Below are 26,841 nucleotides of genomic sequence, written 5' to 3'. Positions count from 1 at the left end.
ATTCTCAGAGACTTATTCTCAAGATATACATATTCTTCAGTTAGATAATGGAGCGTTTCATTTTAGTCAGCATCTCAAACTACCAGAAAATATAGTTTTGTTATTTCAGCCTCCGCATACACCTCAAGTTAATCCAATTGAAAGATTGTGGGAGGAGGTTAAAAGGCATTTAACTTGGGAAAGCTTCTCAACTTTAGATGAATTAAGAGAATTTATTTGGAAGCGATTGGAACAATTAAACACATCAATCGTTGCTTCTATTACAGGTTGGGATTTTATTCTTGATGCTTTATTTGTATCAGGCTTTTCGTGAAATGGTATGAGAATGGGCATTCATTGGTTCATCTGGAGGAATGTTTTTTCTTAAGTGCAAGTCATTATGTAGGTAGCGAGCTGATTCAGGTGCTAATTTTTGCAAATAGACTTTGATATCTTCTAACAATCTTTCTTCATATTCGTTGATGGCTAATGCTGTGGTTGTATGACGAGAAAACACTAAAATTTGACCGTTTTGAATGGGATATGATGCTAGAATAGCCTCAATTTGCGGCGTGATATTATAAATATGAATTCCTGGTTCTGTTTCGATTTCTATTAATTTCTTAATAATTGTCATGTCAATTTCGCGTTATTGATTTTGAAATTGGTGTGTGGGCATTGTTCACCAAATCAAAGTGTAGGAAACAAAGCATGTTTTTCCTAACTGATTTACAGCGGTTTGCAATTGGGTGAGGTACACAAAGAAATAATGAACCACAGATGGACGAGCCAGCGCCTTGCGGGGGTTCCCCCCGTTGTGGCGACTGGCGTACAGATGCACACAGATAAATTAGTACTTTATTCAGATGAGAAGCGCTGTATAGTTTAAAGGGAGTACTTTACACTGTGTTAACGCACCCCACAAATTATCGCCTGCAAACCTCTTACGAATCGATCAATTCCTTCTTTTGCTGTTTCTTTTTGTAGCGCACCATAACCAACACGAAGATAACATCCGTCATTCATCCCAAAAGTCGTACCTGGAATCACTGCTACTTGATGTTCGCGGATGAGTCGTTCGACGAGTTCAAAAGCATTCAATTGAGTACGAACTTTAAGGAAAAAATAGAAAGCACCATTAGCAGAGGCAATAGTACACAAGTCTTGTAAACTGTTGAGGGAGTCGAGTACGACTTGCCTGACTTGGGCGATCGCCGCAATATGATTCTTCAAGTAGTCCTCGTTTGCCTGCAACGCCCCTAAAGCTGCATACTGGGAAATCACAGGCGGACAAATCACAATCGTATCTTGGACTTTTTTAACGGCGACAAGCAGGTGTTTGGGAATCACCATATAGCCAATACGCCAACTAGCAAAACCATAAGCTTTGGAAAGGCTATAAAGGGAAATGGTATGCTCGTTACTTCCAGCGAATGCACCCGGAGAAATGTGTTTTGCTCCGTTGTAGGTAAAGTATTCATAAGCTTCATCGCTGATGTGGTAGATACCATGCTGGCGGCAAATTTGATTTACTTCCCGTAACGCTTCTTTTGAATACACAGCCCCAGTAGGATTATTGGGGGAAATCGTCACCACTGCTCGTGTTTTTGGGGTGATAGCAGAGGCGATCGCCTCTGGACGTAGCTGGTAATTTTCATCACATTTTACCAACACTGGATGACAGCCAGCCATTGTAATTGCCATTTCATGATTGAAATAGTAAGGCGTATTGAGAATAATTTCATCCCCTACCGAAGTGATGGCAAGAATAGCATTTGTAAACGCCATATTGCTACCTGCGGTGACGACGATGCAGTTTTCCTCATTGATTTCAATCCCATTAAAGGCTTGCAATTTCGCTGCTAATGCCGTTCGCAATGGAGGAATTCCGTCAATATCTTTGTATAAATGATTCGTTGGTTCAGCTAAGAATTTAGGCAAAAATTCTATAGCTTCGGGCGGTGGACTATAGGAAACAACGCCTTGTCCAAGAGAAATGGTTCCGGGACAGCTTTTAATCAGTTCCGCAACAACCGCAATCATCGGCGATTGAACCGCCTGCATCCGAGAGATGAAATCCATGCTTTGTCACACTTAAGCTATCTTCAATTTTCTCTCAAAAGTGAATCTTATAGAAACTCATGCCAATTAAAGTAGCCTAAAATGCAATATATATGTTTTTATTCATGACTCCTGATGAACACTATTACCCTCAACCTCAAACCTGTCATTGAATTAACCGACGAGCAATTTTATCAACTTTGTCGGAGAAATCCTGATGTAAAATTTGAACGCAGTGCTAAAGGAGAACTTATTATTATGCCCCCAACGGGAGGAGAAACAGGAAACCGCAACTCAGAAATTAATGCTGATTTTGTTATTTGGAATCGCCAAACTAAGCTTGGCAAAGTATTTGATTCTTCAACTGGCTTTAAACTTCCCAATGGTGCTAACCGTTCTCCGGATGTTACGTGGATAAAACAAGAAAGATGGGATACTCTCACCTCTGAACAAAAAGAGAAATTTCCCCCAATCGTTCCTGATTTCGTTTTGGAATTAATGTCACCCACTGATACTCTACAAAAGACACAAGAAAAAATGCAAGAATACATGGAGAATCAAGTCAAACTCGGCTGGTTAATTGATAGAAAAACCCGCCGAGTAGAAATATATCGCTTGGGGCGAGAAGTAGAAGTTTTAGAATCACCAACAGAACTATCAGGGGAAGATGTTTTGCCTGGTTTTATCCTCGATTTGCAAACTGTATTTTAAACTTAGGAAGAATAAAAACTCAACAATAAACCTCTTGCAAAAGTTAATTTTATGATAATTAAACCACAGATGAACACAGATGCACACCGATAAATCATCTGTGTTTATCGGTGTGCATCTGTGGTTAAAAATATTTTTAATTTTACTTTATTGGAGGTCTAATGAGTAATAGGGCAAGGTATCCGCTCCTACGCACTTAGTAGTTTTTAAGCCGACAATGGCGGTGGAAACCGGATATCAAAATTAAATTGCTCTATATTTGCTGAGAGATGAATCGGCAAAACAGATTCTAGATTTTCGTGAGGACGGGGAATAATGTGATGAGAAAGTATCTCACCACCATTCACTCGCGGTACCGCCTCAAGTCCTGCTGCTACAGCAACATTGATCTCACCCACTTCTCCCCGGATAAGCACAGTAATTCGCCCTAAATCAGTATTTTCATAGCCAACAAGGGTGATGCGGGCAGCTTTACACATAGCGTCCCCGGCTTCTATTGCTGCGGGAACCCCATAGACTTCAATCATACCAAGTGCCAATGTCATGCTTGCCCACTTTAAACACTTGCTACAACTTTTGGACTCTCTTGATGCTCTCGTTCTCCCGCGATTATCATCTTGACTTTACCAGCAGGAGCAAGAGTCACTCCTCGTCGTTGTCCTTGTTCTGGGCGATCGCTATCCAGTGTAAACTCATAGCGTGACAAGAGTGTTGCTAAGGCTAGCTTCATTTCAAACATCGCTAAAGCTTCACCAACACAGCGACGGACACCACCGCCAAAGGGCATAAATTCATAAGGAGAAAATTGACGTTCCAAAAAGCGTTCCGGTTTAAACTGCTTGGGCTGCGGGTATAAATCTTCACGTTGATGTACAAGGTAAATACAGCCAAACAGTATTGTACCAGGCTCTAACTCATATCCTAGTAGCTCAACGCTTTCTTGCACAACCCTAGCAAAAGTCAACATTGCTACAGGGTAAACCCGTAAGCTTTCATTACAAACAGCTGTCAGATAAGGTAATCTAGCAATGCTCATGGGATCTGGTGAATCACCGAGGGTGTCCAGTTCTTGAAGCAGTTTTTGACGGACTTCTGGCAAACGGTGAATCCAGTACAGCGCCCAAGCCATAGCCGATGCTGTCGTTTCATTTCCAGCCAACAGCAGAGTCATCAACTCATCGCGCAACTCTTGAACCGTCATCGGGTTCCCCTGTTCATCCCGCGCAGACATTAATAAAGAGAGAATATCAGCGCGATTTGGATCTGGTTTTGCACGGCGTTCCGCAATTTCTGTGTAAATTAATTCATCAATTTGCTGCCGCAAACGTAAAAACCTTCCCCAAGGACTCCATTTTCCTAAATCTTTTTGTAGGAAGGGCAAAAACAGGAAGCTAGAAGCAAGTGGTGATTCAAACACATCCATCATTAACTGAAGTCGATGCTTGAGTTGTTGGTAACGTTCTCCTTCAAGCAAACCAAAAACAGCCTGTAAAATGACTTGCAGGGATATATTCTGCAATTGAGTACGAGCTGAGAAGGGTTTTTTGTGTGGTAATTGACTAAAGACTTTTTCAGTTATATTGCAGATTATTTCACTGTAAACTCGCATGCGATCGCCATGAAAGGGGGGCATGACGAGTTGGCGTTGTCTTCTATGGCGTTCACCATCTAGCAAAAAGAGTGAATTATTGCCTGCTAACGGTAGCAAAATTTTGTTCTCTTCACCTAAGGCAGCAAACTTTTTTCGATCATTCGTTAAAATTTCCTGAATTGTCTGGGGGTGCTGCACAAATACCACTTGACGTTTAGACCTGATTATTTTAGAAGTAAAAATGTCGGGATATTGCTGAACCGCTTTTTCCATATATCCTACAGGATCAACAATCCACTGAAATCTCTGGATAATAGAGGGGGTTGTGATAGTGTTGGTTAGTTTCATTTGTTGTTTTCCTATAAAATTGTGTTAACAATGACTTCAAATTTTGAGTTAGTGTTCGTCTGACATTTACTCTATTTTAAAAGGCTTAATCCAGCCGAACTGTATGGCAGTATCGAGGGCATATGCTGCTAACCCAAACCACAAAATACTTTCAACTGCTAGCACCACTAAAGGCAAAACACTGCTAGAACAACAGAGCATAACATCCACTTGGGCTAAACCCCGTACCAAACCAAATGCTAGCACTCCCCCAGCTTTGAGTTGGAAATTTTTATCTGAACGAATGATATAGCGGTAGGTGACACCAAACAGCAAGCCACAGAAAACTGCAATCCCAGCACTCACAAACGAGTGCAAACTTAGAGTATCGATTCTCAAACTGCTAAAAACTTCATCATACTTTGCCAGTACTAGACTGTTTACCAAAGTAGTGATGAGGAAGGCTATCATCAGGCACAAACCCCCTATTATCGCGGCTTTGAGGGATTCAATGCGTTCTGCCATGAGCTGATTATCCAAAATGTTGTTCACTGAGTCCAAACTTTAGTTCAGAACATGGTTCTAGTATTATTAATATTAGAGTCGTTTCGTAAATAACTTTAAAAGTACCACTATGGACATTTTGACACTAGGTTGGGTTTCTTTACTGGTTGTTTTTACTTGGTCAATTTCAATGGTAGTTTGGGGTCGCAACGGACTCTAAGAGAATCGTGGAAAGTCCATTCCTGAGTATTTTGGCTTTAGTTGCTGCGGTACTGCTTGTTGCAGTCACAGGAGGTGTTGGTTATTTGACACTAGCAGATTGGCGCGATCGCCGTCTGCGAGCACAAGAAAAACGCGAAACACGACGCACCACTCATTCGAACACTGCTCCTAAGCTTAAGAAGAAAAAATAATTTTTCTTGAAATTTCGCGCAAAGGCGCTAAGACGCAAAAAGTTTCTTAGCGTCTTTGTGTATTTGTGCTTTGTTTCTCTGCCAAAGAGGAAAAGTGCGTAGTATGATTAATTAGTAGGATAGAAAGGTAATACTGATGGTCAAAATCACAATTACCTTATAACTCAGTAATCTTTCAGCAACAAAGGAGTAAACTCAAAGAATGATTCGACTAGAATCTTATCAAGTTTAATCCATATAAATAATTACCGCTGATATAGAGAACGGGCAAAATCTAATACTTCCTGCTTACGTTCTTCAGATAAATAGTTAATTACAGCAGTAATCCGTTCCGAGACTGGTAACCAACTCTTATTTTTAGCTTTCCATATAACTATAAATTGCTCAGATGATAAATTACAAAGAGCTAAAGTTTCTCCTTCTTCATTAGTAAACTCAACTTCATAAGTATTATTATCGTAACATTCTACAATCGCCCCTCGGACTCCTGCATATAGGTTATCTTCTGGCAAATTTACTAACAATTCAATCAGATCAAATAGTTCTGGTTCAGTCATTTTTTCCTCCGAACATAGAGCGTTACTAACCTAGCGCTATCACTGTTGGGTTCTACTATCCAACCTGTACGAACAATCGAGCGCTGTCCTTGTGTCCCCGTAATATCCAAATCTACAGTGTAGCGTTGTCCATGCTCGTCGGCACGCCCCAAAATTGCTTCAGCATCTAAGGCTTGAGTCGAAATTTGTTCTAGCAGAAGTTGATAGTTATCTATAGTAAAACCTAAATCACGCTGAAACATCACCGCTTTATCAGCACCTACGGGGTTGTCTGTGTTAAGAGCGTAATTTGTTAGCTTGCGAGGATCTATAACAATGCAACTAACAATATCTCCCAGCTTCATCCTTGTTTACCTTCAATTTTAGCGAAAGCTCATCAATTGCTTCATTCTTCGCTAACTAACGCTTGCATCGCTCACTAACGAAGCTTAGATTTGATGCTGCGTGACTTTTTCACAGCCTTATTTTCAATAATTTTAGATTATTGAGAATAACGAACGAAAAATCAGGGCTTGAGGAAACCCATAAAATGAGCTATTCCACATACCCTGAAAAGCCAACTGTGATATCACCTTCTCTATCAAAGACATGAATCACTTGAGTGAAACTGCTTACAAGGCTTTCTATCAAAAAAGCTTGCCTCAAGAGCATCATACTCCCAAGGCAAGCTAACTCTCTAATTCTTCCTCTGCGCCCTTGGCGTCTTGGCGGTTCGTTTACAACTGCTTCACCTCAGAAACCAACTTCGCCACCATATCCTTAGCGCTACCAAAGAGCATCGTGGTTTTATTCTTGTAGAACAAATCATTATCTACACCAGCAAAACCCGCACTCATACCGCGCTTAATCACAATCGTCTGCTTTGCCCGATCCACTTCCAAGATGGGCATACCATAAATTGGACTATTTGCATCACTCCGCGCCGCCGGATTCACCACATCATTTGCCCCAATCACCAAAGCCACGTCCGTTTGATCAAATTGGGGATTGATATCTTCCATATCATGCAACTGCTCATAAGGCACATTCGCCTCAGCCAGCAACACGTTCATATGCCCAGGCATTCTACCAGCAACGGGGTGAATCGCATACTTCACATCTACGCCCATGCGTTCGAGCTGATCTGCCAACTCGCGTACGCTGTGCTGCGCCTGCGCTACAGCCATCCCGTAACCAGGAACAATTACCACAGAACGGGCATAACCTAACATCATCGCGCCTTCTTCGGGATCGATGCTGCGGACAGATTTATCAGTTGTTCCACCAGCAGCAGCACCACTACCAGATGTAGCCCCTGAACCAAAAGCACTGAACAGCACACTAAATAAAGAGCGGTTCATTGCCTTACACATAATCTCGGTGAGGATTAAACCAGATGCTCCCACCAAAGCACCAGCAATGATCAACATATTGTTCATCACCACAAAACCAGCAGCAGCAGCGGCTATCCCCGACAAGGAGTTCAACAGCGAAATCACCACCGGCATATCACCGCCGCCAATGGGGATGACAAACATTACACCCAATACCAGAGAGACAGCCACGACTCCTAAGAACACGGGTAAACTATCCGGTGTGATGATTAAATAAGCGCTACCTGCTAGATATGCAATCAGGAGAAGAGCGTTGATTGGTTGCTGCAAAGGAAATGTAATCGGGGTACCGCTGATTAAACCTTGTAACTTGGCAAACGCCAGCATACTACCCGTGAAGGTAACACCACCAATCAACACATCTAACAGCATTGAGATGTTGACATCCAGGGGTATTCCTTCACCATTTGCCAGCAACCGCCAAAATTCAGCAACAGCGACAAGTGCTGAAGCTGCACCACCCAAGCCGTTGAGTAAACCCACCATTTGGGGCATTTCCGTCATTTGGACTTTGTAGGCGGCGATCGCCCCAATTGCAGAACCAATAGCCAACCCCACCAAAATCATTTCGTAGTTCAACACCTGCTGATCTAGCAGTGTTGCCACAATCGCTAACAGCATCCCCACGGCTGCAACAACATTACCTTGTCGCGCTGTCGCGGGTGATCCCAGCTTTTTCAAACCCAGAATAAATAAGGACGCAGCGACTAAATACGATAGCTGAATCCCAGTTGGTAAAAAGTCGCTCACGCCTTAATCTCCTTTTTCTTGAACATTTGCAACATCCGATCTGTGACGAGGAAACCACCCACCACGTTCACAGTTGCCAGCACTACAGCAATCAAACCTAAAATGACTGACAAATTCGTCTCTCTGGCACCAGAAGCCACGATTGCCCCAAGTACAGCAATGCCAGAAATGGCGTTGGAACCCGACATTAAGGGTGTGTGAAGAGTTGGTGGGACTTTGTTGATAATTTCAAATCCTGTAAAGGATGCCAAAACAAAGACAAATAAAGCAGCGATTAATGCTTCTGTCATCGATAAAAAACTCCTGTGGAAATTTGCTTGTAGTAAGCGCTTAAGCGCTTACTACGAACTGACTACCCTGCTACGCCGCTTAAAGCTTGTAGGGCATCCTTCACTCGCTGGTTGCGAATCTCTCCTGCATGAGTCACGCAAGCAGCATCGATGATGTCGTCGGCAAAGTTGACATTTAAAGCATTGTCTTTTGTAATCAACAGTTGCATCAACGATGTCAAATTCTTGGAATAGAGTTGACTGGCGTGGACTGGCATCGATGATGGTAAGTTGATGGGACCAATGATAGTAACGCCGTTCCACACAATATCTTTGCCGGGATCAGTGCAGGCGCAGTTACCACCTTGTTCGGCGGCGAGATCCACAATCACCGAACCTGGTTTCATCTGTGCCACCATTTCTTCAGTCACTAAAATTGGTGCTTTTCTCCCAGGAACTTGAGCGGTTGTGATCACGATATCAGCATTTTTCACGTGTTCAGTGACGACTTCCTGAGTGCGTTGTTTGCTCGCCTCAGAAATTTCTTTGGCGTAGCCTCCGGCGGCGACGGTTTCTTCCTCGAGTTTGACTTCGACGAATTTTGCCCCTAAACTTTGAACTTCTTCTTTGACGGCGGGGCGAATGTCAAAGGCTTCTACCACTGCTCCCAAGCGTCTAGCTGTGGCGATCGCTTGTAAGCCAGCAACACCAGCACCCATAATAAACACTTTTGCAGGCGCAATTGTACCAGCTGCTGTTGTCAACATGGGGAAATATTTTGGTAATGCTGCTGCACCAATCAGTACCGCTTTGTAACCGGCGATTGATGCTTGCGAAGATAACGCATCCATACTTTGTGCTCGAGTGGTGCGGGGGATCATTTCCATGCTGATAGCAGTTACCTTGCGTTCTGCTAGTTGCTGCGCTACAAATGGGTTCCCTAAAGGATTGAGAAAGCTAATGAGCACAGATCCTTCCTTGAGCAGGTCAATTTCTGAGCGTCCATCTTCTCTCTCTTGAGGTGGGCTGACCTTCAGCAGAATATCTGCTTCACCCCATAATGTAGCGGTATCAGTTATGACTTTAGCTCCGGCTGCCTCATAGGCTGCATCAGAAAAGAAAGCCCGCTCACCTGCACTCCTTTCTACCCATACTTCCAAGCCTTGTTTGACCAATCGGGCAACGGTGTCAGGAATTAATGCCACTCGACGCTCACAAACTTCAATTTCTTTGGCAACTGCTATTCTCATGCAATCTCCTTAAGATAAATACCTATTTTCTGCAAGCTGTGAAATTTTTCAGGGTGAGGCAACAGGCGCACTTATAGTGTGCATAGACAGCAGCTATTAGCAGTTGGTTTGACCAGTCAACTTAACCTTCGCTCTCACAATCTACAATTACCTACGCAAAGACTCAATTTCGTTCTTACAGGATTTCAAGATTCCAATGTTTTTGCAAAAAGGGTCATCTATTGCACATCCTATGCTACTCCCCAAATTTTGCATCTTTGTCTTCAACTTCTTTTAGGGATTTAACAATTTTGTTCTTCTTTTTTTACATACTGCAATATTAAGAAAATTTTCAAAAATTATCCCCAAATAATCTTAATAAATCCTGCATTGAGTACAACTTGTTTTAGCCAGTATAATTCAAGTTAACTACCGATGTTACTATTGAATGACTCAATTTTTATAACAAGTTATATATATTTCTACACATTTAGCAACACAATGACATCTCAACGTGTTTTTCGTAAGTTCAAATTCAAAAATCCTGAAAACCAATTCTAATAGTATAAAAAGTAACAAATAAAAAAGGGCTATCCCTGAGAAATACTGAGCTTGACACTTTTGTGAGCATTTTACGTCTATTATCCAAATGTTCAGTAGTAAAGTTTAGTTACGATGAACTTTTAGTCCCAGTTATTAAGACAAAAGATCTATATCTGCTTGAGGAGCTTAACCATGCGACGTTTACTTTCTACTTTGGCTTTGACTAGCTGTTTGCTGGCTGGGATCCCCGCCATAAGCTGGGCACAGAATTTGCCTGGGTGGACTCTATTTAGCGGTGTCAAAAGCGAAAATCAGCTACCATTCCGCTTAGATTTTGGTGGTCAAACCAATGGCTGGGATAGGTACAGACTGAAAATTTCTAACAAAAAGCTGAAAACAGCAGTTGGTCATTTTGTCATTTCTTATCCTGAGTACTACAAAGGAACCTTTGACCCCAAAAAGGTTGAGGTAAAGGTTAGGGACAAAGAGATTGCATTATCGGAAGTGAAGTGGGATAAAGAAAATCGCGTCATTGAAATTTATCCCCAAGAAGCAATACCAGCAGGTAGCAACGTTGAGGTGGTTCTCTCTAACGTAAAAAACCCATCTTCTGGCGGAATTTTCTATTTTAACTGCTCAGTTCAGTCTCCTGGCGATGTGCCGCTATCGCGCTACATCGGGACATGGATTATCAGCATTAGTTAAATTAAGAGTCAATAGTCAAGAGTTATTGGACTATTGACTACTTTTTGGAAATTTAAGTGATACAATTAAAAATTGTGACTTTTTTTATAAAAATTGTCTAAGAGGATAAAAACATGAAGAGAACGTTGGAAGGCACTTGCCGTAAGAGAAAAAGAACCTCTGGTTTTCGCGCTAGGATGCGGACACCAGACGGTAGAAACGTGATCAAGGCTAGGAGAAGAAAGGGACGCTACCGTTTGAGCGTTTAGGGCATTGAGCGAAACATAGCAGCAGTGGCATTGCCCAAAGCAAATCGGCTAAAATCTCGAAAAGATTTCCAGGCAGTTTTCCGGGAAGGATTCCGTCGTCATGGTTCACATATGACATTAAGAGCCTTACGACCATCACCTTCCTCCAAGCCTTCTGAGGATACTGTTCCTGAAATTGAAACAAAAAACACACCAAGTCTTACTCCAACCCGAATAGGCATTTCGATTAGCACAAAAGTCAGCAAACGAGCAGTCGTTCGCAACCGCCTGAAGCGGCAAATTGCAGCAGCTTTGCATCAATTGTTGCCTCAAATATTACCAGGATGGCGGATAGTGGTTGTTGTGAAACCAACAGCAGCAGAATCTAAGTGCGTAACCCAACAATTTCTGCAAGAATTAGAGCAGTTGTTGGCACAAGCCGAGGTGTTCAATGGGCATTCGTGAAGACGTTTATTTTGAGGGTGGTCCCCATATAGGGGATTTAATCACGAACATATTGATTGGGCTAACCATTGTTGGTCTACCATTGACAGTCGGGGCAATTGTTAGGGCATTGTGGCTGCGCTACCGCATTACTGATCGCAGGATTTCCGTGATGGGTGGTTGGATGGGGCGCGATCGCACTGATGTGATTTACTCAGAAATTGTCAAAATTGTCAAAATTCCCCGTGGCATTGGGTTGTGGGGGGATATGGTAATAACTCTCAGAAATGGTACCCGTCTAGAAGTGCGGGCTATTCCCAAGTTTCGGGAAATTTACGACTACATTGAAGAAAAAGTCATCGCTAGAAATCCCACCTATGTGGGCGCTAAGAAGTGATGGAAAGTGGGGAATTGTTAGTTGTTAGTTGTTAGTTGTCAAAAAGTACCACTACCCACTACCCACTAACCACTAACCCACTTGTCATATAATGTGCGGCTATCCGTAGTACGAAGCTAGTCGCATCTAAATCATGATTTAGATAAATTAGATTAAGTCAATTTACAGTATCTCAGGTTGAATTCAGAATAATGGATTTTGGTATCGGGTTTCTCTCGAACAACGTAATGCTGCCGATCATAGACTTGTTCTATAGCATTGTGCCTAGCTATGGATTGGCGATCGTGGCATTGACATTGATAATCCGCTTCGCGCTCTATCCCCTGAGTGCTGGTTCAATTCGCAATATGCGGCGGATGCGGATTGTGCAACCTCTGATGAACAAGCGGATGCAAGAAATTAGGGAGCGGTATAAGGACGATCCGCAAAAACAGCAGGAAGAAATGATGAACGTCCAAAAAGAATTTGGCAACCCGCTCGCAGGTTGTTTGCCACTGCTGTTACAGATGCCAGTTTTACTGGCACTGTTTGCTACTTTGCGGGGTTCACCTTTCGCTGGTGTCAACTATAGCTTAAATTTGCAAATCCTTCCTGGTGAACAAATCGAAAGAATTCAACCGCAAGCCTTTGCCACTGCCCCACAAAACATCTATGTTGCTGAAGGGGAACACGTTAAGGTAAGTGCCATCCTTCCCGGAGGCAACAAATTAGCGGTGGGAGAAAATACGAAGATAGAATATCAAACCCCGGAAGGCAAACCATTCCAGGCACTTTTAGCAGAACACCCCGATAGTCAGTTAATCCCCGAATGGAAAATTACTAAAGGGGAGGAACGGATAAAAATTGATGCTGAAGGCAACATAGAAGCCTTGCAGCCAGGGGATGTGACCATTCAGGGAACTATTCCTGGACTCGCCGCAAGTCAAGGATTTCTCTTTATTGATGCCTTAGGTAGGGTTGGTGCAACTGATCCAGACGGCACCATTCACTGGGATATCGTCGCTATGGTGGTACTATTTGGTATTACCCTTTACGTCAGCCAAATCCTTTCCGGGCAAAATTCCACTAATGCTAACCCGCAGCAGGACACCGTAAACAAAATCACCCCGGTCATCTTTTCTGGGATGTTTTTGTTCTTCCCCTTGCCAGCCGGGGTGCTGATGTATATGGTGATTGGTAATATTTTCCAAACACTGCAAACCTATATTCTCACGCGCGAAGCTCTGCCTGAAGAACTACAAAAAATTGTAGAGACTCAGGAGAAAGAAGAACAAAGCGCACAAAAAAAGGCGTTGCCGTTTGAGCCAAAAAGTTCTAAGAAAAAGACTACAGGGTAATGATGACAGACAGTCGAATGCAACGTGGTCAGGAGTGGTTAAAGACACTGCTGCAACTTAGTGGACTATCTGTTGATATTGAAGGTGAGCTAGAAACAACCCCCAGTCTGGACGAGGAATCTCAAGAACAGGATAGTTACTGGTTGACGATTGATCAAACCAACCTGATGCCAGAACAAATCGAGATTTTAACTGGTCCCGATGGTTCAGTGCTAGATGCAATTCAGTATCTAGCAAATTCTATTCTCAACCTGAGTCAACCACAACAAGAGCAAGCCTCCTACACTGTTGAGTTAAATGGCTACCGTGTCAGGAGATATGCAGAAATTCGCGCAATGGCTGAAGCAGCAGCCCAGCAAGTGCGCTCCTCAGGTCAAGAAGTAGAAATCAAGTCACTCAGTTCAGCTGAACGCCGTCAAGTTCACACATTATTTAAGGAGTTTGGTGACTTAGAAACCTTCAGCCGAGGGAAAGAGCCGCATCGTCACTTGGTTGTACGCCTTGCATCAATGGAGATGGAATAACTAAAAAGTGAACTGTAGGGGCGCAAGGCATTGCGCCCGTACCAAAGTCAAGAGTGAAGAGTTAGCACCAAACTCATGATTTTCATAGAATTCATATAAAAAGTTTCGGAAATCCGAATTTAACAGTTATAAAACTTATTTCTATAAAAGCTAGACTTAAATATGTATTAACAGCTGCATCGCTGATGATACACAGAGTTTGTCGTGAGGATGTCTCACAACTCCCATGGACGCAATTTATATTCCGCAGCTTACTAAAGCGCCACAACGAACAGAAGAAATTCAAGTCACAGAGTTTCTGCCCGGTCTGGACACTCTAACACCAGTTCGCGGTCGTATCAGCGTGCAGCATCACGGTAATTACTTAGAAGTCTCTGGTCAAGCAGAAGCCATCATTACCTGTACCTGCAATCGTTGCTTGCAAAATTACAATCAACGTTTAACGGTTGATACTAAGGAAATTATCTGGTTAGACGAAGCAGCTAACGAAACAGATGACCTGCCTTTAGAACGGGAAATCGCTTTTGATGATTTAGTAGAAACCCTCTCACCTGACGGATATTTTTATCCCAGTGAATGGCTGTACGAGCAAATGTGCTTGGAATTACCTCAACGACAATTGTGTGATGCCAATTGTTTGGGTATTCAACCAAGCACTGAGAGCAAATCAGATAAGTTGGTTGACAGCCGTTGGGCTTCTTTGGAGGCTTTGAAAAACCAATTACCAGGATCATAGATTGGTGGGTTTGTAGTAAGCGCTTCAGCGCTTATTACAAATTAGGGTTGACTTTTGCCAAGTTGACAAGATATCATATATATAATGGAAAAGGTGCGCGCAGGTAAACTCAGCCTTTCAAGAATTGTAGTTCTTATATATAGATGCTGGAATAAGCCCCGCAGTAGTCGCTACAGTATCAGCGGTGCAGCAGTAGAGTTAATTTCGGTTATCTTCGATTCAGCGTATTTGATAAAGGGTTCATAATTAATAGAGGTGGCGAGTTCAGCAGCCTGATGCAACGACTCAAGAGCGGCGTCTCGTTGTCCCAAGTTTAATTGTGCCTTAGCGATAAAGTAGAGTAGATTGCGACTTTGGCTGTAGATATCGCCAATTTCAAGGTAAAGGTTTTGAGCTTGTTGGAGATATTCTAGCCCTTGAACTGGGTCATCTTGTAATTTGCCAAACTGTTGCAGAACGTTTGCTTCACCCAAGCGATCGCCAATATCGCGGTAGAATGCCAATGCTTGTTCGTAACGTTCTAATGCTTCGCTGCTACGTTTGAGGAACTGCAAAACATTGCCAATCGCTTTTAAGGTGTTTGCTTCACCCAAGCGATCGCCAATATCGCGGTAGAATGCCAAAGCTTGTTCGTAACGTTCTAATGCTTCGCTGCTACGTTTGAGGAACTGCAAAACATCGCCAATCGCTATTAAGGTGTTTGCTTCACCCAAGCGAGCGCCAATTTCGCGGTAGAATGCCAAAGCTTGTTCGTAACGTTCTAATGCTTCGCTGCTACGTTTGAGGAACTGCAAAACATCGCCAATCGCTATTAAGGTGTTTGCTTCACCCAAGCGTGCGCCAATTTCGCGGTAGAATGCCAATGCTTGTTCGTAACGTTCTAATGCTTCGCTGCTACGTTTGAGGAACTGCAAAACATCGCCAATCGCTTTTAAGGTGTTTGCTTCACCCAAGCGATCGCCAATATCGCGGTAGAATGCCAATGCTTGTTCGTAACGTTCTAATGCTTCGCTGCGACGGTCGAGGAACTGCAAAACATCGCCAATCGCTTTTAAGGTGTTAGCTTCACCCAAGCGATCGCCAATATCGCGGTATATTTCTAGTGCTTGCTGATAACAATTGTTAGCTTTTTTGACCTCATCTTTCAGTTCAAAATACAGATCCCCCAACTTTTTCAAGCTATCAGCTAAATCAGCCTTTAACCCCAACTTTGTTTGCAGCGCAATTGCCTTTTCATACGCCTCAATTGCCAATTGACGTTCTTGGGCACTGTCATAACGTTGTTGATAAGCTTGTGCCAAACTGTCGTACAATGTTGCTAGTATGGGAGATTCCTTGCCTTGAGCTTCAATTTGTTCAATCAGTCGTAAGATTTCTTCTAGTGGTAAACCAACCGTTTGCTTTGGTGCAGTCGTCGAGAGAGTTCTTGATACGGAAAAATTCTCTCGTTCCACGGTTGTAGACTCGCGGGTAAACCAAAACACTCCACCGCGCCAACTCCAAAAATCTGGTGCGCGTTCTGCCAAGCGAACCAATATTGGTTCAGTTATCCACAGCACAATTGGGAAGCGAAACTCTCGCAGTGCTTCTCTTGTCCATTGTAAGTAGCCAAAAAACCTGTCTTGCTCAGATTTTGGTGCATCTAGCTTCACTGATAGTAACTCGTCCACTCCCAAAACTGTAATCACAGCAGGTTTACCCTGCTGCAAATCTGGCTCTTTTTCTACCAACTGCGCCAGCGCATAGCGTAAACTGGGGTCTTGGTTGCGTACCCGCACCCGATAGGTGAGAAAGTCTTGCTGTTTGAGTTCTGTTTCGTATTGTCGAATAAGATTTTCGCGCAAATTACGGTCATCGCAAACTGCAATCAGCAAGTTAAGAATACCTTGGCTGGCTTCCAAGGCTACGATTAACTTCAGATAATTCCGTTGATTTTCAGTTACATCATCAACTGTTGTCATTCTGCAATCAACTTCTTGCGCTTGAGTAGATCCACCACAATCGGATGGACGTCGTACCACAAATCATCGTTTTCATATTCTAGTACATACAGTCCGTGCAGCAGCGAGAGAAATTCCTCACTTTTGGCATCTTTTGGTGTGAGGTTTTCGTAGGTCGTTACTAATATGCTATACAAATTCTCACCCAAAGGACGAGCAAACTCATTCCGCAAATCCTTGACTGCTAATTGGAGAATTTCATCATTAATTTTAATATCGGTTCGCTCTGGTTCCGAACGAATTAATAGTAAACATTGAGAACAACATTCTCTAGCAATTCGCACTAATTCACGTACCACACCACCACTTTTAAGAACAATTTTTCTGGCGGTTTCTGGTTCAATTAATTCTTCTGGTATGCGCCTTTTAAGGATTTCCAGAAACAAATTTACAAATTTTTCCTTCGGGACTCCGTCTTGTTTGTGAATATCTTCTGGTTTAAAAAATTTACAAACTGCCATTAACAGAGGACGCGATACGAGTGATTGTAAAACCGCAAGTAACTCATTGTTGCGGATTGCTGAAATAGGAATGGTAAAAACTATCCTAAATTTCGGTAAAAATAAAGAATTGATATTATTTTTGTAAATATCCTCAACCAAACCTAAATCAAGTTTGTCTAAGTCATCAATGACTACCAAAACTTCCTTTTTTGTATCAGCTTGAATGATAGAGGCAATTTCATCAGCTTTACGAGCAAGTTCAGAAACTTTGCGTTCGTAAGTTTTTTTAATTTCTTCCCGAAATGTGGCTTCGTTTTTCAACTTGGCGGTGATAAGTTTGAGCCACTCACCACCCAGTCCTAGCTCAGATTTCAAATCTTTGGTGACTGTTTCTGTTTGCGTAGTGGTAAACCATTCTCGTAAAGTTTTTTCGGTTTCTTTGGATATTTGGACTCCGTTTTCTGTTGCTTTAGTTAGCAGAGTCAAAGCAATGGCATACAAGATATTAACGTGATTAACATCAGACATTTCAATCAAATCAGCAACAGAAAAGAAGGCAACAAAATATCCTTGTTGCATCATCTTTTTGGCAAATTTCGCTAGCAAAGTAGACTTGCCACAACCTCGGTGTCCTGCAAAAATAAGCTTACCGTTGGGAGGTGCATCTTCGACGGCTTGCTCTAAGCGGGCGATTGTATCATTGGCAAAATCAACTCGAAACGCTTCAATCTGTCTTGCAGTGATCAGCGGAAAGAGTTCTAGAGATTGATATGCTTTGCGAAATCTTTCCAGCAAAGATTTGTCCATATTCGTTCTTCCTGCGATGCTTCGATGATCATACCTTGTCGCCCTCAACAAGATTCCCGACAACTTTGGCGAAGTCGGGAATCTGAACCTGATAAATGCAAAAATTGGAGAAAGTATGACAGAGGTTGTCTGATGACATCCACTACTACCCAACATTTGCTCACCTTTGAGGAATATCTCGCTTATAAGGATGATACTGATAACCGCTATGAACTGGTGGACGGTAGGTTAGAACTGATGAATCCACCAACGTTCAGGCATATTTTGATTGCTAAGTTTATTGAAGGACAGTTGGATGGAGAAATTCGCCGTCTTGGCTTACCTTGGCTGTGCTTTCGGGAGGCTGGGATTAGAACAGGATGGCGCAAGTCGAGACTAGCGGACGTTTGTGTCGTGGCTGCGGAACAAGTGACAGATATGCTGGATGAATCTGCTGTTTGTCAAACGCCACCACTGCTGACTGTGGAGATCATCAGCCCAGAGTCTATCAAACGCGACTATCGCTATAAGCGTTCTGAATATGCTGCTTTGGAAATTCCAGAGTACTGGATAGTAGATCCCCTAGAAGGAAAAGTGACAGTCCTGTTGTTGGAAGAAGGACTGTATGAAGAATCTGTTTTTACAGGTAAGCAGTGCATCGCCTCTCGCACTTTCCCAGAGTTGACTCTTTCCGTAGAACAAGTTTTAGCAGCAGGTAAGGTTGGTGAATGAGTTGACTTTTCACTTCTGCTGTGGAAAACCTCTCTCCAAACCTCTCTCCTACAAGGAGAGAGGCTTTGAGTCTTACTCCCCTTCCCTCGTAGGGAAGGGGTTGGGGGTTAGGTATTTCGTGGATTTTTCTACATGGCGTGAAAAGTCAGGGTGAATGAGTTGTTAGAAGCATGACAAACCTGAACAATGAGAGAAAGAACTAACAACTTACTCCAAACATCTACTTATGAGCTTCCGTGACGAGTTTAAACTCCTATTACGCGCCCGCTACCCTTTAATCTACATTCCAACTTACGAAGAGGAACGGGTGGAAGCCGCTATCCGCGAAGAAGCAGCGAACCAGGGTAATCGTCCAGTGTATACTTGGGATTTTGTGGATGGTTATCAAGGCAATCCCAACGATGCGGGGTTTGGGCGGCGTAACCCTCTACAAGCTTTGGAATTAGTCGAAAAACTCCCAGCTTCTGCGCCTGGGGTGTTTATTCTGCGAGATTACCATCGTTTTTTAGAAGATGTGGCGATCGCCCGCAAACTCCGCAACTTCGCCCGACTCCTCAAGTCCCAACCGAAAAATATTGTGTTGCTGTCGCCAAGAATTGCTATTCCTGACGACTTAACCGAAGTTCTTACTGTCCTTGAATTTCCTTTACCCGCAGCAGCGGAAATTAAAACGGAAGTGGAACGCTTGTTAGCTGGGACTGGTAACTCCCTTTCTGGTAAAATATTGGATGATTTGGTGCGCTCTTGTCAAGGGCTATCGATGGAACGCATTCGTCGGGTTTTGGCACGCGCAATAGCTACCCACGGGGAACTGCAACCAGAAGACGTGGATCTAGTTTTGGAAGAAAAGCGCCAAACGATTCGCCAAACCCAAATACTCGACTTTTACCCAGCCACTGAGCAAATTTCTGATATCGGCGGACTCGATAACCTGAAAGACTGGCTCCTCCGTCGGGGTGGAGCATTTACCGAAAGGGCGCGACAGTACGGATTACCGCACCCCCGTGGTTTAATGTTGGTGGGAATTCAGGGAACTGGAAAATCGTTAACTGCAAAGGCGATCGCCCATCATTGGCACTTACCTTTGCTGCGTCTGGATGTGGGACGATTGTTTGGGGGTTTGGTGGGTGAGTCGGAATCTCGCACGCGACAAATGATACAAGTCGCCGAAGCTCTTGCTCCCTGCATTTTGTGGATTGATGAGATAGATAAAGCCTTTTCGGGGCTTGGTAGCAAAGGTGATGCGGGAACTACTAGCAGGGTTTTTGGTACATTTATTACATGGTTAGCCGAGAAAACCTCACCTGTGTTTGTTGTTGCTACCGCCAACGATATCCAAGCGCTACCACCAGAAATGCTGCGAAAAGGGCGGTTGGATGAAATTTTCTTTGTTGGTTTGCCGACTCAAGAAGAGAGAAAAGCAATTTTTACTGTGCATTTATCTCGACTGCGTGCCCATAACTTAAAAGATTACGATATCGATAGGTTAGCTTATGAAACGCCTGATTTTTCAGGAGCAGAAATAGAGCAAACTTTGATTGAAGCAATGCACATCGGGTTTAGTCAAAATCGGGACTTCACCACCGATGACATTTTAGAATCCGCCAGTCAGATTATACCTTTAGCACGAACCGCCGTCGAGCAAATTCAAAAACTGCAAGAATGGGCGGCGGCTGGTAGAGCGCGTCTGGCTTCCAAACACAGTCCTTTGAGCGATAGCCCGTATATGCGAAGAGGGTTTTCTGGAGGAAAACCCTCTTCCTGAGTTGCACTCAGGACAAGATGCCTCCGGCATCTTGGCGCATAGGGCGCGCTACGCCATCGCATTCAACGCCAGTTGCAATCAGGAGTTATGAATTATGAATGCTAAAAAGGAGTCAGAATATACAACTCAGAACTGAGCTTGGGACTCCACCCACCAGGAGATAGAGTTGTAAGAAGGAATAAGTTTAACATTGGCTTTGTCCTCAAGGGGAGGCGCTTCGTAGCGGGACGTTACCGTAGCCTCTGCGTAAGGAGAAGCCCGATCTTAACCGCAGACTCATGACCCACTCATACAGAACTAAAGCTGAGTTCTAACTCCTGAGTTCTGAGTTCTTCTTAAAAATTTTCATAATTCATAATTTATAATTCATAGATTTGTAGGGTGAGGTTATAACTATGATGATTGTTAACGTACTGAAATATACACTAGGAATTTTATTGGCGATCGCTATTTTAGCTGGTAGCGGATTTGCTACTGCTCTGTATTTCATGAATCGAACCTCTGCACCCCCCACCAAACCCATTTTTGCCAATGATAGCCCCTCTGTGAAAGGGCAAAAACCAAAAGTTCCAGTGGCTAAAGCAACCAAAGCAGCTTCTAAACCTGAGGCTAAGGGTGAAGCTTCTCCTAAACCAACCCCCACTCCCACGACATCTCCTAAGGCTACTGAATCCCCGAAGCCGTTACCACCAGGAGCTTATCAAGCGCGTGTCACTTGGAATCAAGGCTTGATTGTGCGAGCAGAACCGAACCAAGATGCTGAACGTATTGGTGGAGTTGGTTTTAATTCAAGAGTTATCGTTTTGCAACAAAGTGAAGATAACACCTGGCAAAAGATTCGCTTAGAAGATGGCGAAAGTCAACAAGAAGGTTGGGTGAAAGCAGGTAATACCCAGAAAGTTGATCAAGAGGATTTGCAGCAGACAGAACAGCCGGAGCAAATAAACCAATAAGTAGATAAGTAAAATAAACAGAACTGCGTTAAGAAATGTAAAAACACCGGAAACTCCTGCCAAGGACTAATGACTAATCTGAACGAGTTAACTTTATTTGTGCCGACCTACTTAACAGTAAAACATTTACGCGTAACTGCTAACCGTATGCATAAATGGATCACGTTCCACCTTGACTGTCCTGATCAACATCACCTACTGCAATCTGCCAAACTACCCTAAACGATTGGAATGATTCTTGTGAAATTCTTTCCTCAACCAAGGCATTAACGGCTCGCTTGAAAATGGCATCCAAGTCTCGCCAGATCTCTAGACTTTCGGATTCTTTGAACTGAGATAACTGAGATGGTTCTTGCAAAGTTTGTCGCGTATCTTTAGGAGCTAAGGCATTTTGGAGAGTTTCATTTAAGTTCGCCTTAAGCTTTTCGTTTTCAATTTTTTGTAATTCATCTAAAGATATTGAGCCAAAAAATTTTTGCCACCAGCCATGAATCAAGGACAATAATTGGTTGTGCAAACGTTTTTGCCGAAACTGGTTGTGCAAACGTCTTTTATCAGACTTATCTAAAATTTCTATTGCTTTTTGAGGAATCCCATGAAAAATTTCTTCTGATGCGTTTTCAGGTATCTTTTCAATTGCGTTAACAACTTTCCGCCAAGTTTTGCTAAAAGACTTCAACGAATCATTTGAAATCAATTTATCACTATGATCAAGCTGGGCAATTCTTTTAACAACTAAGATTTTGGCAGCTTTTTCAGTAATGACATCACTCAATTTTTTCAACTTATCAGTGTCATTTGATTCCTTAGCATTTAGATATTCAATGACTGCCTGAACACCATCTGAAGCGTCCATCAAGACAGTCACTTCTCGGATATAGTCATCAGCTTTATTTTTGCGCCTTTGCTCACGCTGTTTTAACCGCAACCAAATCCAAGAAACCACGGGAATCGCAAAACTAACAATCAGAGTTATGATAATCTCTATAACTCCCGAATTCTGCTCCCACCAAGAAGGTTTTTCCCGGTCGTAGTATACTTGTGCGCCTTCATGGATGGGCAAACCAATTCCTTCAAAATTGTTAGGGGGACTCATATTGGCTGCCAACGGCATTTCCTTCACGAGTTCCTGTTGATGCTCGTACAGAATCTTAGTAAGAAGGTGAATCACTTTTGTAGGGACATCCTTGTGTGCTAAGAGTAATCTCTGCACACTCACCGTTTTCATTTTTTGCTTTTGGTAGTCGGGAATATTGTCAGGTCCATTGTTGGGAATCGGATTTTCTCCGCCTCGGTAAGCTCCTTTAGGGATTTCCGTTTCTTCCAAATAAGGGTTTTGGATTTTTATCGCGGCGGCTTGGTCAATTGACACTAACCGCACCTGACATTTTTCATCTGTGAGGAGTTCACGGATTTTTTGATTGCCCATAGCACGGACGTAAAACACCGCATCAACTTTTTTTTCTTCGCACAAGGCTTTTTTTATGTCTCCATTTTTCTCATCAATTTCCACCAGTCTGACTAACTGTTGGTCTTTTGTTATCAAACCGTAATGTTGCATGAGAAATGCAAAGGACTTGATTTGACCACCTTTTTGTGGTGGCATTGCAACCGACCTATTCTTTAAATCAGAGACATTTGTGACATTAGAATCAGCTCTAACGATTAACTGATACATATCTGGAAATAACAAGGTTACAACTTGAGCCTGCTTTAACGGTGCTACAGAATCTAGAACCACACGCTTACTTTTCTCTGACCACAAGGTAGGCAAGTCCTTCATCACCAGAATATCCGCTTGTGCCGTCGCTAATTGTGCGTCGTTATTTTCTAACTTTTGCAGGTTTTCTTCTGTCCCTTGAGGAGGAGCAGGGTTGTTTAAGACAGTAAGACAAATCTTGCTGCCTCGCGACCACAAAAAGGTGGTCAAATCAAATTCTTGTTCAGAAGAATTTTCATCTACTAAACTTTTCATCTTCTCTGCAAAGAGATAACTGTCTCCACCTGGTAGCCCAGCTGCAATCTTTAGACATTTATCTTCCTTAGGGAAGATAAGCAAACTAATACCCAAAAAAATAATCAGTCCAATACCAAATGGAATGATGAACCATATGCGGCGCTTCATTGGTTTTCCTTTTTTGGTAAAAGTGTGGAACTTCGATGAGTGCGGACACTCACTTTACTCCAAGCCAAACTCTAAAGGACATTTGAGTAAAGTGTTTTACCATCCATACCTAAAAATCAGATACTTGTGGGCGTAGCATGGAGCATACGCAAAAGTTTCCGCAGGACACAAGTATAGGGTTGTATACTCTGTTTTTCTAATAGGGACTACCACCAGGCAGTTGTCGATTTCGGAAAAAGTAGAAAAGTTTTTTTACCAAGGAAACTGGTATATTTTTTTATAAGTCACTTTATGCAATTAAGTCAAATGAGGGCTTAGTTGCTTGCTGTATGAAACTGTCGTAAATAGTCTTTTTAAGATTTTCTTTATGTAACGTATCAAACAGCAAAAATTTTGCCCGACAACCGTGAAATCACTGGATAAATAAAATTTAAATTATTACAAAACTAATTGTAGAGGATTGGCTATCACAGAAGTTTGTGAATAATTGTATACACAAACAACTGACGAACGCCCTGTATGCGGTTAAATTCACAACAGGGAAATTCTCTAAACTAACAACTTGAAACAACTATGGAAAAAATTGGTTTTCTTCAGCTTGTCTCAGCTAACGAGGCATCAGCAAGAAATGAGGATGTTCCTGTCCGAGTTAATTTCGATTTTTTTGCTGAGTTAAATTGGAAAAAACTGTCTAGCGGTGTTGCAATACACCTTTTATCTGTAACACTGACTTTGGCAGTTCTCAGTATAGCGGAGCGTGCCTCAGCACTTGAGAAAGGAAGTAGTGGATCTCAAGTTTCAGAAATCCAAAGGTGTTTGAGCAGATTGGGCTATTATAATGGTCCGGTGACAGGCAATTTTGCTTCCTTAACTGAGAATGCTGTCATTCGGTTCCAGCGAGCAAATGGACTACCAGCTATTGGAGTTGTCGGTCCTAGAACTCAACAATTGCTACAATCTCAGTGTCAAAGTAGAAGACCTAGTGGGAATACTAGCGGTGATCTGCAACCAGGTAGCACAGGTCAAGCCGTCACCAGATTGCAGCAGAATTTGCGGCGTTTAGGTTACTTTAATGGTCCGATAACAGGCTACTTTGGTTCAGAAACACAGCAAGCAGTTATTAGATTCCAGCAAGCGCGTGGAATACGTGCTGATGGTGTTGCCGGTGCCAGAACAAAAGAAGCAATACGTCTGAGTCTTAATAGAAATAATTCCCCTGATAATAATTCCCCAAATGGCATTGGTGGAGATAGCTTGCCTAATGCTTTGAATTTGGGTGACTCAGGTGGTCAAGTAAGAGAATTGCAACAGGATTTGCAGCAGTTGGGCTACTTTAGGGTAAATCCAACTGGCTATTTTGGTCCAACAACCCAAGACGCTGTGGCACGTTTTCAGCGAGATTATGGAATAGCACCCAACGGTATTGCAGACTCACAAACGCTAGGAGCAATAACGACAGCTCTAGCAGGAGGACAAAATTATGGGCAAAGCTATGGGCAAAGTTATGGACAAAATTATGGACAAAGCTATGGACAAAGCTATGGGCAAAGCTATGGACAAAGCTATGGACAAAGCTATGGACAAAGCTATGGGCAAAGCTATGGTTGTTCAACAACAACCGGAGATATTTGTTTAGGTGAGAGGAGTCAACGAGTTAGCGTTGTGCAACAACGTTTGCAGAATTTAGGATTCTTTAACGGTAATGTCACAGGTTACTATGGTCCAGCAACTAGAGATGCTGTCACTCAATTTCAGCGAAACTATCAGCTCGAAACAACTGGGTCTGTCAATTTTCAAACCTGGCAAGCATTAGGGTTAAGCAATAATCCAAACAATTCTACAGGATGGAATCCTAAGCAGGAGAATCGCTATGTCGTGGTCGTACCGATTTCTAGGAACGAGACTTTGAACGAAGTGCGACAGTATATTCCTGAAGCTTTCCCCGCTGAATCTAGACTGGGTCGTTATGTAAATGCTGGACAATTTAGAGAACGCTCACAAGCGGAAGAGTTGTCTAAATGGTTACGTTCGCGTGGGTTAGATGCACGAGTAGATTACTTCTAAAAGTTATAAGCTATGAGCTAAGAGTGATGAGTTAAGATTTCAAACTCCTGAGTCTTAACTCTTAACCCTATTGCTCACTTCTAACAAAATTGAAAGATAATGGCAGAAACTCGTATTGGAATTATTGGTGGCAGCGGTTTATACAAAATGGATGCCCTCAAAAATGTCGAAGAGGTGCAAGTCCAAACGCCCTTTGGTTCACCGTCTGATGCTTTAATAGTGGGAACTTTAGAAGGTACGCGAGTCGCTTTTTTAGCGCGTCATGGTCGCAATCATACGCTGTTACCTTCCGAGTTGCCATTTCGCGCCAATATCTATGCAATGAAGCAACTGGGTGTGGAGTATTTAATCTCTGCCTCAGCTGTTGGTTCATTGAAGGAAGAAGTGAAACCACTGGATATGGTAGTTCCCGATCAATTTATTGATAGAACGAAAAATCGGGTTTCAACGTTTTTCGGTGAGGGAATTGTTGCTCATATCGCTTTTGGTGATCCAGTTTGTAAGAATTTAGCAGGGGTTGTCGCAGAGGCGATCGCCTCTCTAAACTTACCCGATGTTACTCTGCATCGTGGCGGTACTTATGTGTGTATGGAGGGACCAGCATTTTCGACAAAAGCGGAATCAAATCTTTACCGCAGCTGGAGTGCAACGGTGATTGGCATGACAAATTTGCCAGAGGCGAAGTTAGCACGGGAAGCAGAAATTGCCTATGCCACCCTAGCACTGGTGACAGATTACGATTGTTGGCATCCAGATCACGATAGCGTGACGGTGGACATGGTTATTGCTAATTTGCAGCGAAATGCAGTCAATGCTCAGAAAGTCATTCAAGAAACGGTGGGGCGTCTGAGCGACAACCCACCCTCAAGTGATGCACATTCGGCGTTAAAGCACGCGATTTTGACCAACCTGGAGAAGGCTCCAGCAGCCACTAAGGAGAAGTTGGGGTTGTTGTTGAAAAAGTATATGTAGAAATGAACCGAACATAATACGAAACCTATTTGCAATTATTTCTTGTCGTTTTTCAGCAAGAAGTGATACCACCCTGGTAGGAGTACTATTAGGGTGTTTCTTTTCTTGTAAATACCTATAAAGTAAGAAAGCTTTTAGAAGCTACCTTTTTTGTAATCTACGTCTCATAGCAGATATTGATTAATACCCCAGGGCAGAACTTACCACTGAAACCGGGTGTTATTATTTTTGTCAGTGGTGGATGGATACGGTGTATACAGTAATAGTTCAAAACTAAGATGCCTTGTCTACCATCACAAAAAAAGCTGACGTAACTCACAACGT

Annotated in this window: 28 protein-coding genes and 1 pseudogene; 16 read left to right on the top strand and 13 right to left on the bottom strand. The window is 42.8% G+C overall.

Annotated features, from left to right (window positions below; genetic code table 11):
* Positions 1-313 (top strand): transposase (locus tag MAS10914_RS32845; RefSeq protein ID WP_071599882.1); only part of this gene is annotated, 313 nt, incomplete at its 5' end.
* Here the strand turns inward: MAS10914_RS32845 and MAS10914_RS30230 are convergent.
* Positions 311-616, bottom strand: a pseudogene (locus MAS10914_RS30230) (YjbQ family protein); the annotation flags it as partial. The gene MAS10914_RS32845 and the pseudogene MAS10914_RS30230 overlap by 3 nt on opposite strands.
* 272 nt (positions 617-888) lie before the next feature.
* Entirely contained in the window at positions 889-2,061 is a 1,173-nt protein-coding gene (locus MAS10914_RS0115035) for a pyridoxal phosphate-dependent aminotransferase (protein ID WP_033365271.1), read from the bottom strand.
* A 114-nt stretch (positions 2,062-2,175) separates the two neighbouring features.
* Here MAS10914_RS0115035 and MAS10914_RS0115030 point away from each other — a divergent pair, with 114 nt between their 5' ends.
* Entirely contained in the window at positions 2,176-2,751 is a 576-nt protein-coding gene (locus MAS10914_RS0115030) for a Uma2 family endonuclease (RefSeq protein ID WP_017316767.1), read from the top strand.
* Positions 2,752-2,957: 206 nt separating this feature from the next.
* On the opposite strand, the gene MAS10914_RS0115025 is transcribed toward MAS10914_RS0115030, so the two are convergent.
* From MAS10914_RS0115025 to MAS10914_RS0115015, 3 genes are all read right to left on the bottom strand, one after another.
* Positions 2,958-3,296 (bottom strand): carbon dioxide-concentrating mechanism protein CcmK, encoded by a 339-nt coding sequence (locus MAS10914_RS0115025; protein ID WP_017316766.1) that lies wholly within the window; start codon positions 3,294-3,296, stop codon positions 2,958-2,960.
* An 11-nt stretch (positions 3,297-3,307) separates the two neighbouring features.
* On the bottom strand, positions 3,308-4,690 hold the full coding sequence (locus MAS10914_RS0115020; RefSeq protein WP_017316765.1) for a cytochrome P450: 1,383 nt from the start codon (positions 4,688-4,690) through the stop codon (positions 3,308-3,310).
* A 66-nt stretch (positions 4,691-4,756) separates the two neighbouring features.
* Positions 4,757-5,194, bottom strand: a complete 438-nt coding sequence (locus MAS10914_RS0115015) for a hypothetical protein (protein WP_033366009.1) — start codon at positions 5,192-5,194, stop codon at positions 4,757-4,759.
* 109 nt (positions 5,195-5,303) lie between these two features.
* On the opposite strand from MAS10914_RS0115015, the gene petN reads away from it, so the two are divergent.
* Both petN and MAS10914_RS0115010 read left to right on the top strand, forming a co-directional pair.
* Positions 5,304-5,393, top strand: a complete 90-nt coding sequence (petN, locus tag MAS10914_RS32840; RefSeq protein WP_071599833.1) for a cytochrome b6-f complex subunit PetN — start codon at positions 5,304-5,306, stop codon at positions 5,391-5,393.
* 7 nt (positions 5,394-5,400) lie between these two features.
* Positions 5,401-5,586, top strand: coding sequence for a hypothetical protein (locus MAS10914_RS0115010; RefSeq protein ID WP_017316763.1), 186 nt, complete (start codon positions 5,401-5,403; stop codon positions 5,584-5,586).
* A gap of 245 nt (positions 5,587-5,831) precedes the next feature.
* Here the strand turns inward: MAS10914_RS0115010 and MAS10914_RS0115005 are convergent, their stop codons facing one another.
* The 5 genes from MAS10914_RS0115005 to MAS10914_RS0114980 form a co-directional block, all read right to left on the bottom strand.
* Positions 5,832-6,143: a DUF4926 domain-containing protein gene (locus MAS10914_RS0115005; RefSeq protein WP_017316762.1), complete on the bottom strand. Its 312-nt coding sequence runs from the start codon at positions 6,141-6,143 to the stop codon at positions 5,832-5,834.
* Positions 6,140-6,487, bottom strand: a complete 348-nt coding sequence (locus MAS10914_RS0115000; RefSeq protein WP_017316761.1) for a DUF6883 domain-containing protein — start codon at positions 6,485-6,487, stop codon at positions 6,140-6,142. The genes MAS10914_RS0115005 and MAS10914_RS0115000 overlap by 4 nt, the downstream gene beginning before the upstream one ends.
* Before the next feature lie 372 nt (positions 6,488-6,859).
* Positions 6,860-8,266, bottom strand: a complete 1,407-nt coding sequence (locus MAS10914_RS0114990) for an NAD(P)(+) transhydrogenase (Re/Si-specific) subunit beta (RefSeq protein WP_017316759.1) — start codon at positions 8,264-8,266, stop codon at positions 6,860-6,862.
* Positions 8,263-8,556 (bottom strand): NAD(P) transhydrogenase subunit alpha, encoded by a 294-nt coding sequence (locus MAS10914_RS0114985; RefSeq protein ID WP_017316758.1) that lies wholly within the window; start codon positions 8,554-8,556, stop codon positions 8,263-8,265. Before MAS10914_RS0114985 ends, MAS10914_RS0114990 begins: the two co-directional genes overlap by 4 nt.
* Positions 8,557-8,618: 62 nt before the next feature.
* Entirely contained in the window at positions 8,619-9,785 is a 1,167-nt protein-coding gene (locus MAS10914_RS0114980) for a Re/Si-specific NAD(P)(+) transhydrogenase subunit alpha (RefSeq protein ID WP_017316757.1), read from the bottom strand.
* Between the two features lie 714 nt (positions 9,786-10,499).
* On the opposite strand from MAS10914_RS0114980, the gene MAS10914_RS0114975 reads away from it, so the two are divergent.
* From MAS10914_RS0114975 to MAS10914_RS0114950, 7 genes are all read left to right on the top strand, one after another.
* A complete protein-coding gene (locus MAS10914_RS0114975) occupies positions 10,500-11,012 on the top strand; it encodes a DUF2808 domain-containing protein (protein ID WP_017316756.1) in 513 nt (170 codons plus the stop codon).
* A 113-nt stretch (positions 11,013-11,125) separates the two neighbouring features.
* On the top strand, positions 11,126-11,260 hold the full coding sequence (rpmH, locus tag MAS10914_RS32835) for a 50S ribosomal protein L34 (protein ID WP_071599832.1): 135 nt from the start codon (positions 11,126-11,128) through the stop codon (positions 11,258-11,260).
* A 24-nt stretch (positions 11,261-11,284) separates the two neighbouring features.
* Positions 11,285-11,704, top strand: a complete 420-nt coding sequence (gene rnpA, locus MAS10914_RS0114970; RefSeq protein WP_017316755.1) for a ribonuclease P protein component — start codon at positions 11,285-11,287, stop codon at positions 11,702-11,704.
* Positions 11,691-12,080 carry a PH domain-containing protein gene (locus MAS10914_RS0114965; protein WP_017316754.1) on the top strand — a complete coding sequence of 130 codons (390 nt, stop codon included), beginning with the start codon at positions 11,691-11,693 and terminating at the stop codon, positions 12,078-12,080. Before rnpA ends, MAS10914_RS0114965 begins: the two co-directional genes overlap by 14 nt.
* Positions 12,081-12,271: 191 nt before the next feature.
* Positions 12,272-13,417 (top strand): membrane protein insertase YidC, encoded by a 1,146-nt coding sequence (gene yidC / locus MAS10914_RS0114960; protein ID WP_026082563.1) that lies wholly within the window; start codon positions 12,272-12,274, stop codon positions 13,415-13,417.
* On the top strand, positions 13,417-13,941 hold the full coding sequence (locus MAS10914_RS0114955; protein WP_017316752.1) for a Jag family protein: 525 nt from the start codon (positions 13,417-13,419) through the stop codon (positions 13,939-13,941). Before yidC ends, MAS10914_RS0114955 begins: the two co-directional genes overlap by 1 nt.
* A 226-nt stretch (positions 13,942-14,167) precedes the next feature.
* The gene (locus tag MAS10914_RS0114950; RefSeq protein ID WP_017316751.1) at positions 14,168-14,677 is read left to right on the top strand and encodes a YceD family protein; all 510 of its coding nucleotides are present in this window, start codon (positions 14,168-14,170) and stop codon (positions 14,675-14,677) included.
* Between the two features lie 170 nt (positions 14,678-14,847).
* On the opposite strand, the gene MAS10914_RS32125 is transcribed toward MAS10914_RS0114950, so the two are convergent.
* Together MAS10914_RS32125 and MAS10914_RS0114940 are read right to left on the bottom strand one after the other, a co-directional pair.
* Positions 14,848-16,638, bottom strand: coding sequence for a tetratricopeptide repeat protein (locus MAS10914_RS32125; protein ID WP_017316750.1), 1,791 nt, complete (start codon positions 16,636-16,638; stop codon positions 14,848-14,850).
* On the bottom strand, positions 16,635-17,927 hold the full coding sequence (locus MAS10914_RS0114940) for a P-loop NTPase fold protein (RefSeq protein WP_017316749.1): 1,293 nt from the start codon (positions 17,925-17,927) through the stop codon (positions 16,635-16,637). Before MAS10914_RS0114940 ends, MAS10914_RS32125 begins: the two co-directional genes overlap by 4 nt.
* 132 nt (positions 17,928-18,059) lie before the next feature.
* On the opposite strand from MAS10914_RS0114940, the gene MAS10914_RS0114935 reads away from it, so the two are divergent.
* From MAS10914_RS0114935 to MAS10914_RS0114925, 3 genes are all read left to right on the top strand, one after another.
* Positions 18,060-18,638: a Uma2 family endonuclease gene (locus tag MAS10914_RS0114935; RefSeq protein WP_017316748.1), complete on the top strand. Its 579-nt coding sequence runs from the start codon at positions 18,060-18,062 to the stop codon at positions 18,636-18,638.
* A gap of 226 nt (positions 18,639-18,864) precedes the next feature.
* Positions 18,865-20,403, top strand: coding sequence for an AAA family ATPase (locus tag MAS10914_RS0114930; protein WP_017316747.1), 1,539 nt, complete (start codon positions 18,865-18,867; stop codon positions 20,401-20,403).
* Between the two features lie 398 nt (positions 20,404-20,801).
* Positions 20,802-21,356, top strand: coding sequence for an SH3 domain-containing protein (locus MAS10914_RS0114925; RefSeq protein WP_026082562.1), 555 nt, complete (start codon positions 20,802-20,804; stop codon positions 21,354-21,356).
* Between the two features lie 160 nt (positions 21,357-21,516).
* Here MAS10914_RS0114925 and MAS10914_RS0114920 read toward each other — a convergent pair whose 3' ends face one another.
* Entirely contained in the window at positions 21,517-23,481 is a 1,965-nt protein-coding gene (locus tag MAS10914_RS0114920) for a TAXI family TRAP transporter solute-binding subunit (RefSeq protein WP_017316745.1), read from the bottom strand.
* 573 nt (positions 23,482-24,054) lie between these two features.
* On the opposite strand from MAS10914_RS0114920, the gene MAS10914_RS0114915 reads away from it, so the two are divergent.
* Positions 24,055-25,545: a peptidoglycan-binding domain-containing protein gene (locus MAS10914_RS0114915; RefSeq protein WP_017316744.1), complete on the top strand. Its 1,491-nt coding sequence runs from the start codon at positions 24,055-24,057 to the stop codon at positions 25,543-25,545.
* A gap of 99 nt (positions 25,546-25,644) precedes the next feature.
* Positions 25,645-26,517: an S-methyl-5'-thioadenosine phosphorylase gene (locus tag MAS10914_RS0114910; protein WP_017316743.1), complete on the top strand. Its 873-nt coding sequence runs from the start codon at positions 25,645-25,647 to the stop codon at positions 26,515-26,517.
* Positions 26,518-26,841 lie beyond the last annotated feature (324 nt).

Source organism: Mastigocladopsis repens PCC 10914, assembly GCF_000315565.1.
Taxonomy (GTDB): domain Bacteria; phylum Cyanobacteriota; class Cyanobacteriia; order Cyanobacteriales; family Nostocaceae; genus Mastigocladopsis; species Mastigocladopsis repens.
This window is presented reverse-complemented; position numbering and strand designations above follow the sequence as displayed.

What these genes read in the sequence shown, in the direction of transcription:
- MAS10914_RS0114925 (WP_026082562.1), top strand. Translation starts at nt 20,802, where the DNA reads ATGATTGTTAACGTACTGAAATATACACTAGGAATTTTATTGGCGATC.
- MAS10914_RS0115005 (WP_017316762.1), bottom strand. Translation starts at nt 6,143, where the DNA reads ATGACTGAACCAGAACTATTTGATCTGATTGAATTGTTAGTAAATTTG.
- MAS10914_RS0115030 (WP_017316767.1), top strand. Translation starts at nt 2,176, where the DNA reads ATGAACACTATTACCCTCAACCTCAAACCTGTCATTGAATTAACCGAC.
- MAS10914_RS0114955 (WP_017316752.1), top strand. Translation starts at nt 13,417, where the DNA reads ATGATGACAGACAGTCGAATGCAACGTGGTCAGGAGTGGTTAAAGACA.
- MAS10914_RS0114910 (WP_017316743.1), top strand. Translation starts at nt 25,645, where the DNA reads ATGGCAGAAACTCGTATTGGAATTATTGGTGGCAGCGGTTTATACAAA.
- MAS10914_RS0114965 (WP_017316754.1), top strand. Translation starts at nt 11,691, where the DNA reads ATGGGCATTCGTGAAGACGTTTATTTTGAGGGTGGTCCCCATATAGGG.
- MAS10914_RS0114975 (WP_017316756.1), top strand. Translation starts at nt 10,500, where the DNA reads ATGCGACGTTTACTTTCTACTTTGGCTTTGACTAGCTGTTTGCTGGCT.
- MAS10914_RS0114930 (WP_017316747.1), top strand. Translation starts at nt 18,865, where the DNA reads ATGAGCTTCCGTGACGAGTTTAAACTCCTATTACGCGCCCGCTACCCT.
- MAS10914_RS0114950 (WP_017316751.1), top strand. Translation starts at nt 14,168, where the DNA reads ATGGACGCAATTTATATTCCGCAGCTTACTAAAGCGCCACAACGAACA.
- MAS10914_RS0114920 (WP_017316745.1), bottom strand. Translation starts at nt 23,481, where the DNA reads ATGAAGCGCCGCATATGGTTCATCATTCCATTTGGTATTGGACTGATT.
- petN (WP_071599833.1), top strand. Translation starts at nt 5,304, where the DNA reads ATGGACATTTTGACACTAGGTTGGGTTTCTTTACTGGTTGTTTTTACT.
- yidC (WP_026082563.1), top strand. Translation starts at nt 12,272, where the DNA reads ATGGATTTTGGTATCGGGTTTCTCTCGAACAACGTAATGCTGCCGATC.
- rpmH (WP_071599832.1), top strand. Translation starts at nt 11,126, where the DNA reads ATGAAGAGAACGTTGGAAGGCACTTGCCGTAAGAGAAAAAGAACCTCT.
- MAS10914_RS0114915 (WP_017316744.1), top strand. Translation starts at nt 24,055, where the DNA reads ATGGAAAAAATTGGTTTTCTTCAGCTTGTCTCAGCTAACGAGGCATCA.
- MAS10914_RS0114985 (WP_017316758.1), bottom strand. Translation starts at nt 8,556, where the DNA reads ATGACAGAAGCATTAATCGCTGCTTTATTTGTCTTTGTTTTGGCATCC.
- MAS10914_RS0114980 (WP_017316757.1), bottom strand. Translation starts at nt 9,785, where the DNA reads ATGAGAATAGCAGTTGCCAAAGAAATTGAAGTTTGTGAGCGTCGAGTG.
- MAS10914_RS0114940 (WP_017316749.1), bottom strand. Translation starts at nt 17,927, where the DNA reads ATGGACAAATCTTTGCTGGAAAGATTTCGCAAAGCATATCAATCTCTA.
- MAS10914_RS0115025 (WP_017316766.1), bottom strand. Translation starts at nt 3,296, where the DNA reads ATGACATTGGCACTTGGTATGATTGAAGTCTATGGGGTTCCCGCAGCA.
- MAS10914_RS32125 (WP_017316750.1), bottom strand. Translation starts at nt 16,638, where the DNA reads ATGACAACAGTTGATGATGTAACTGAAAATCAACGGAATTATCTGAAG.
- MAS10914_RS0115000 (WP_017316761.1), bottom strand. Translation starts at nt 6,487, where the DNA reads ATGAAGCTGGGAGATATTGTTAGTTGCATTGTTATAGATCCTCGCAAG.
- MAS10914_RS0115020 (WP_017316765.1), bottom strand. Translation starts at nt 4,690, where the DNA reads ATGAAACTAACCAACACTATCACAACCCCCTCTATTATCCAGAGATTT.
- MAS10914_RS0115015 (WP_033366009.1), bottom strand. Translation starts at nt 5,194, where the DNA reads ATGGCAGAACGCATTGAATCCCTCAAAGCCGCGATAATAGGGGGTTTG.
- MAS10914_RS0115035 (WP_033365271.1), bottom strand. Translation starts at nt 2,061, where the DNA reads ATGGATTTCATCTCTCGGATGCAGGCGGTTCAATCGCCGATGATTGCG.
- MAS10914_RS0114935 (WP_017316748.1), top strand. Translation starts at nt 18,060, where the DNA reads ATGACATCCACTACTACCCAACATTTGCTCACCTTTGAGGAATATCTC.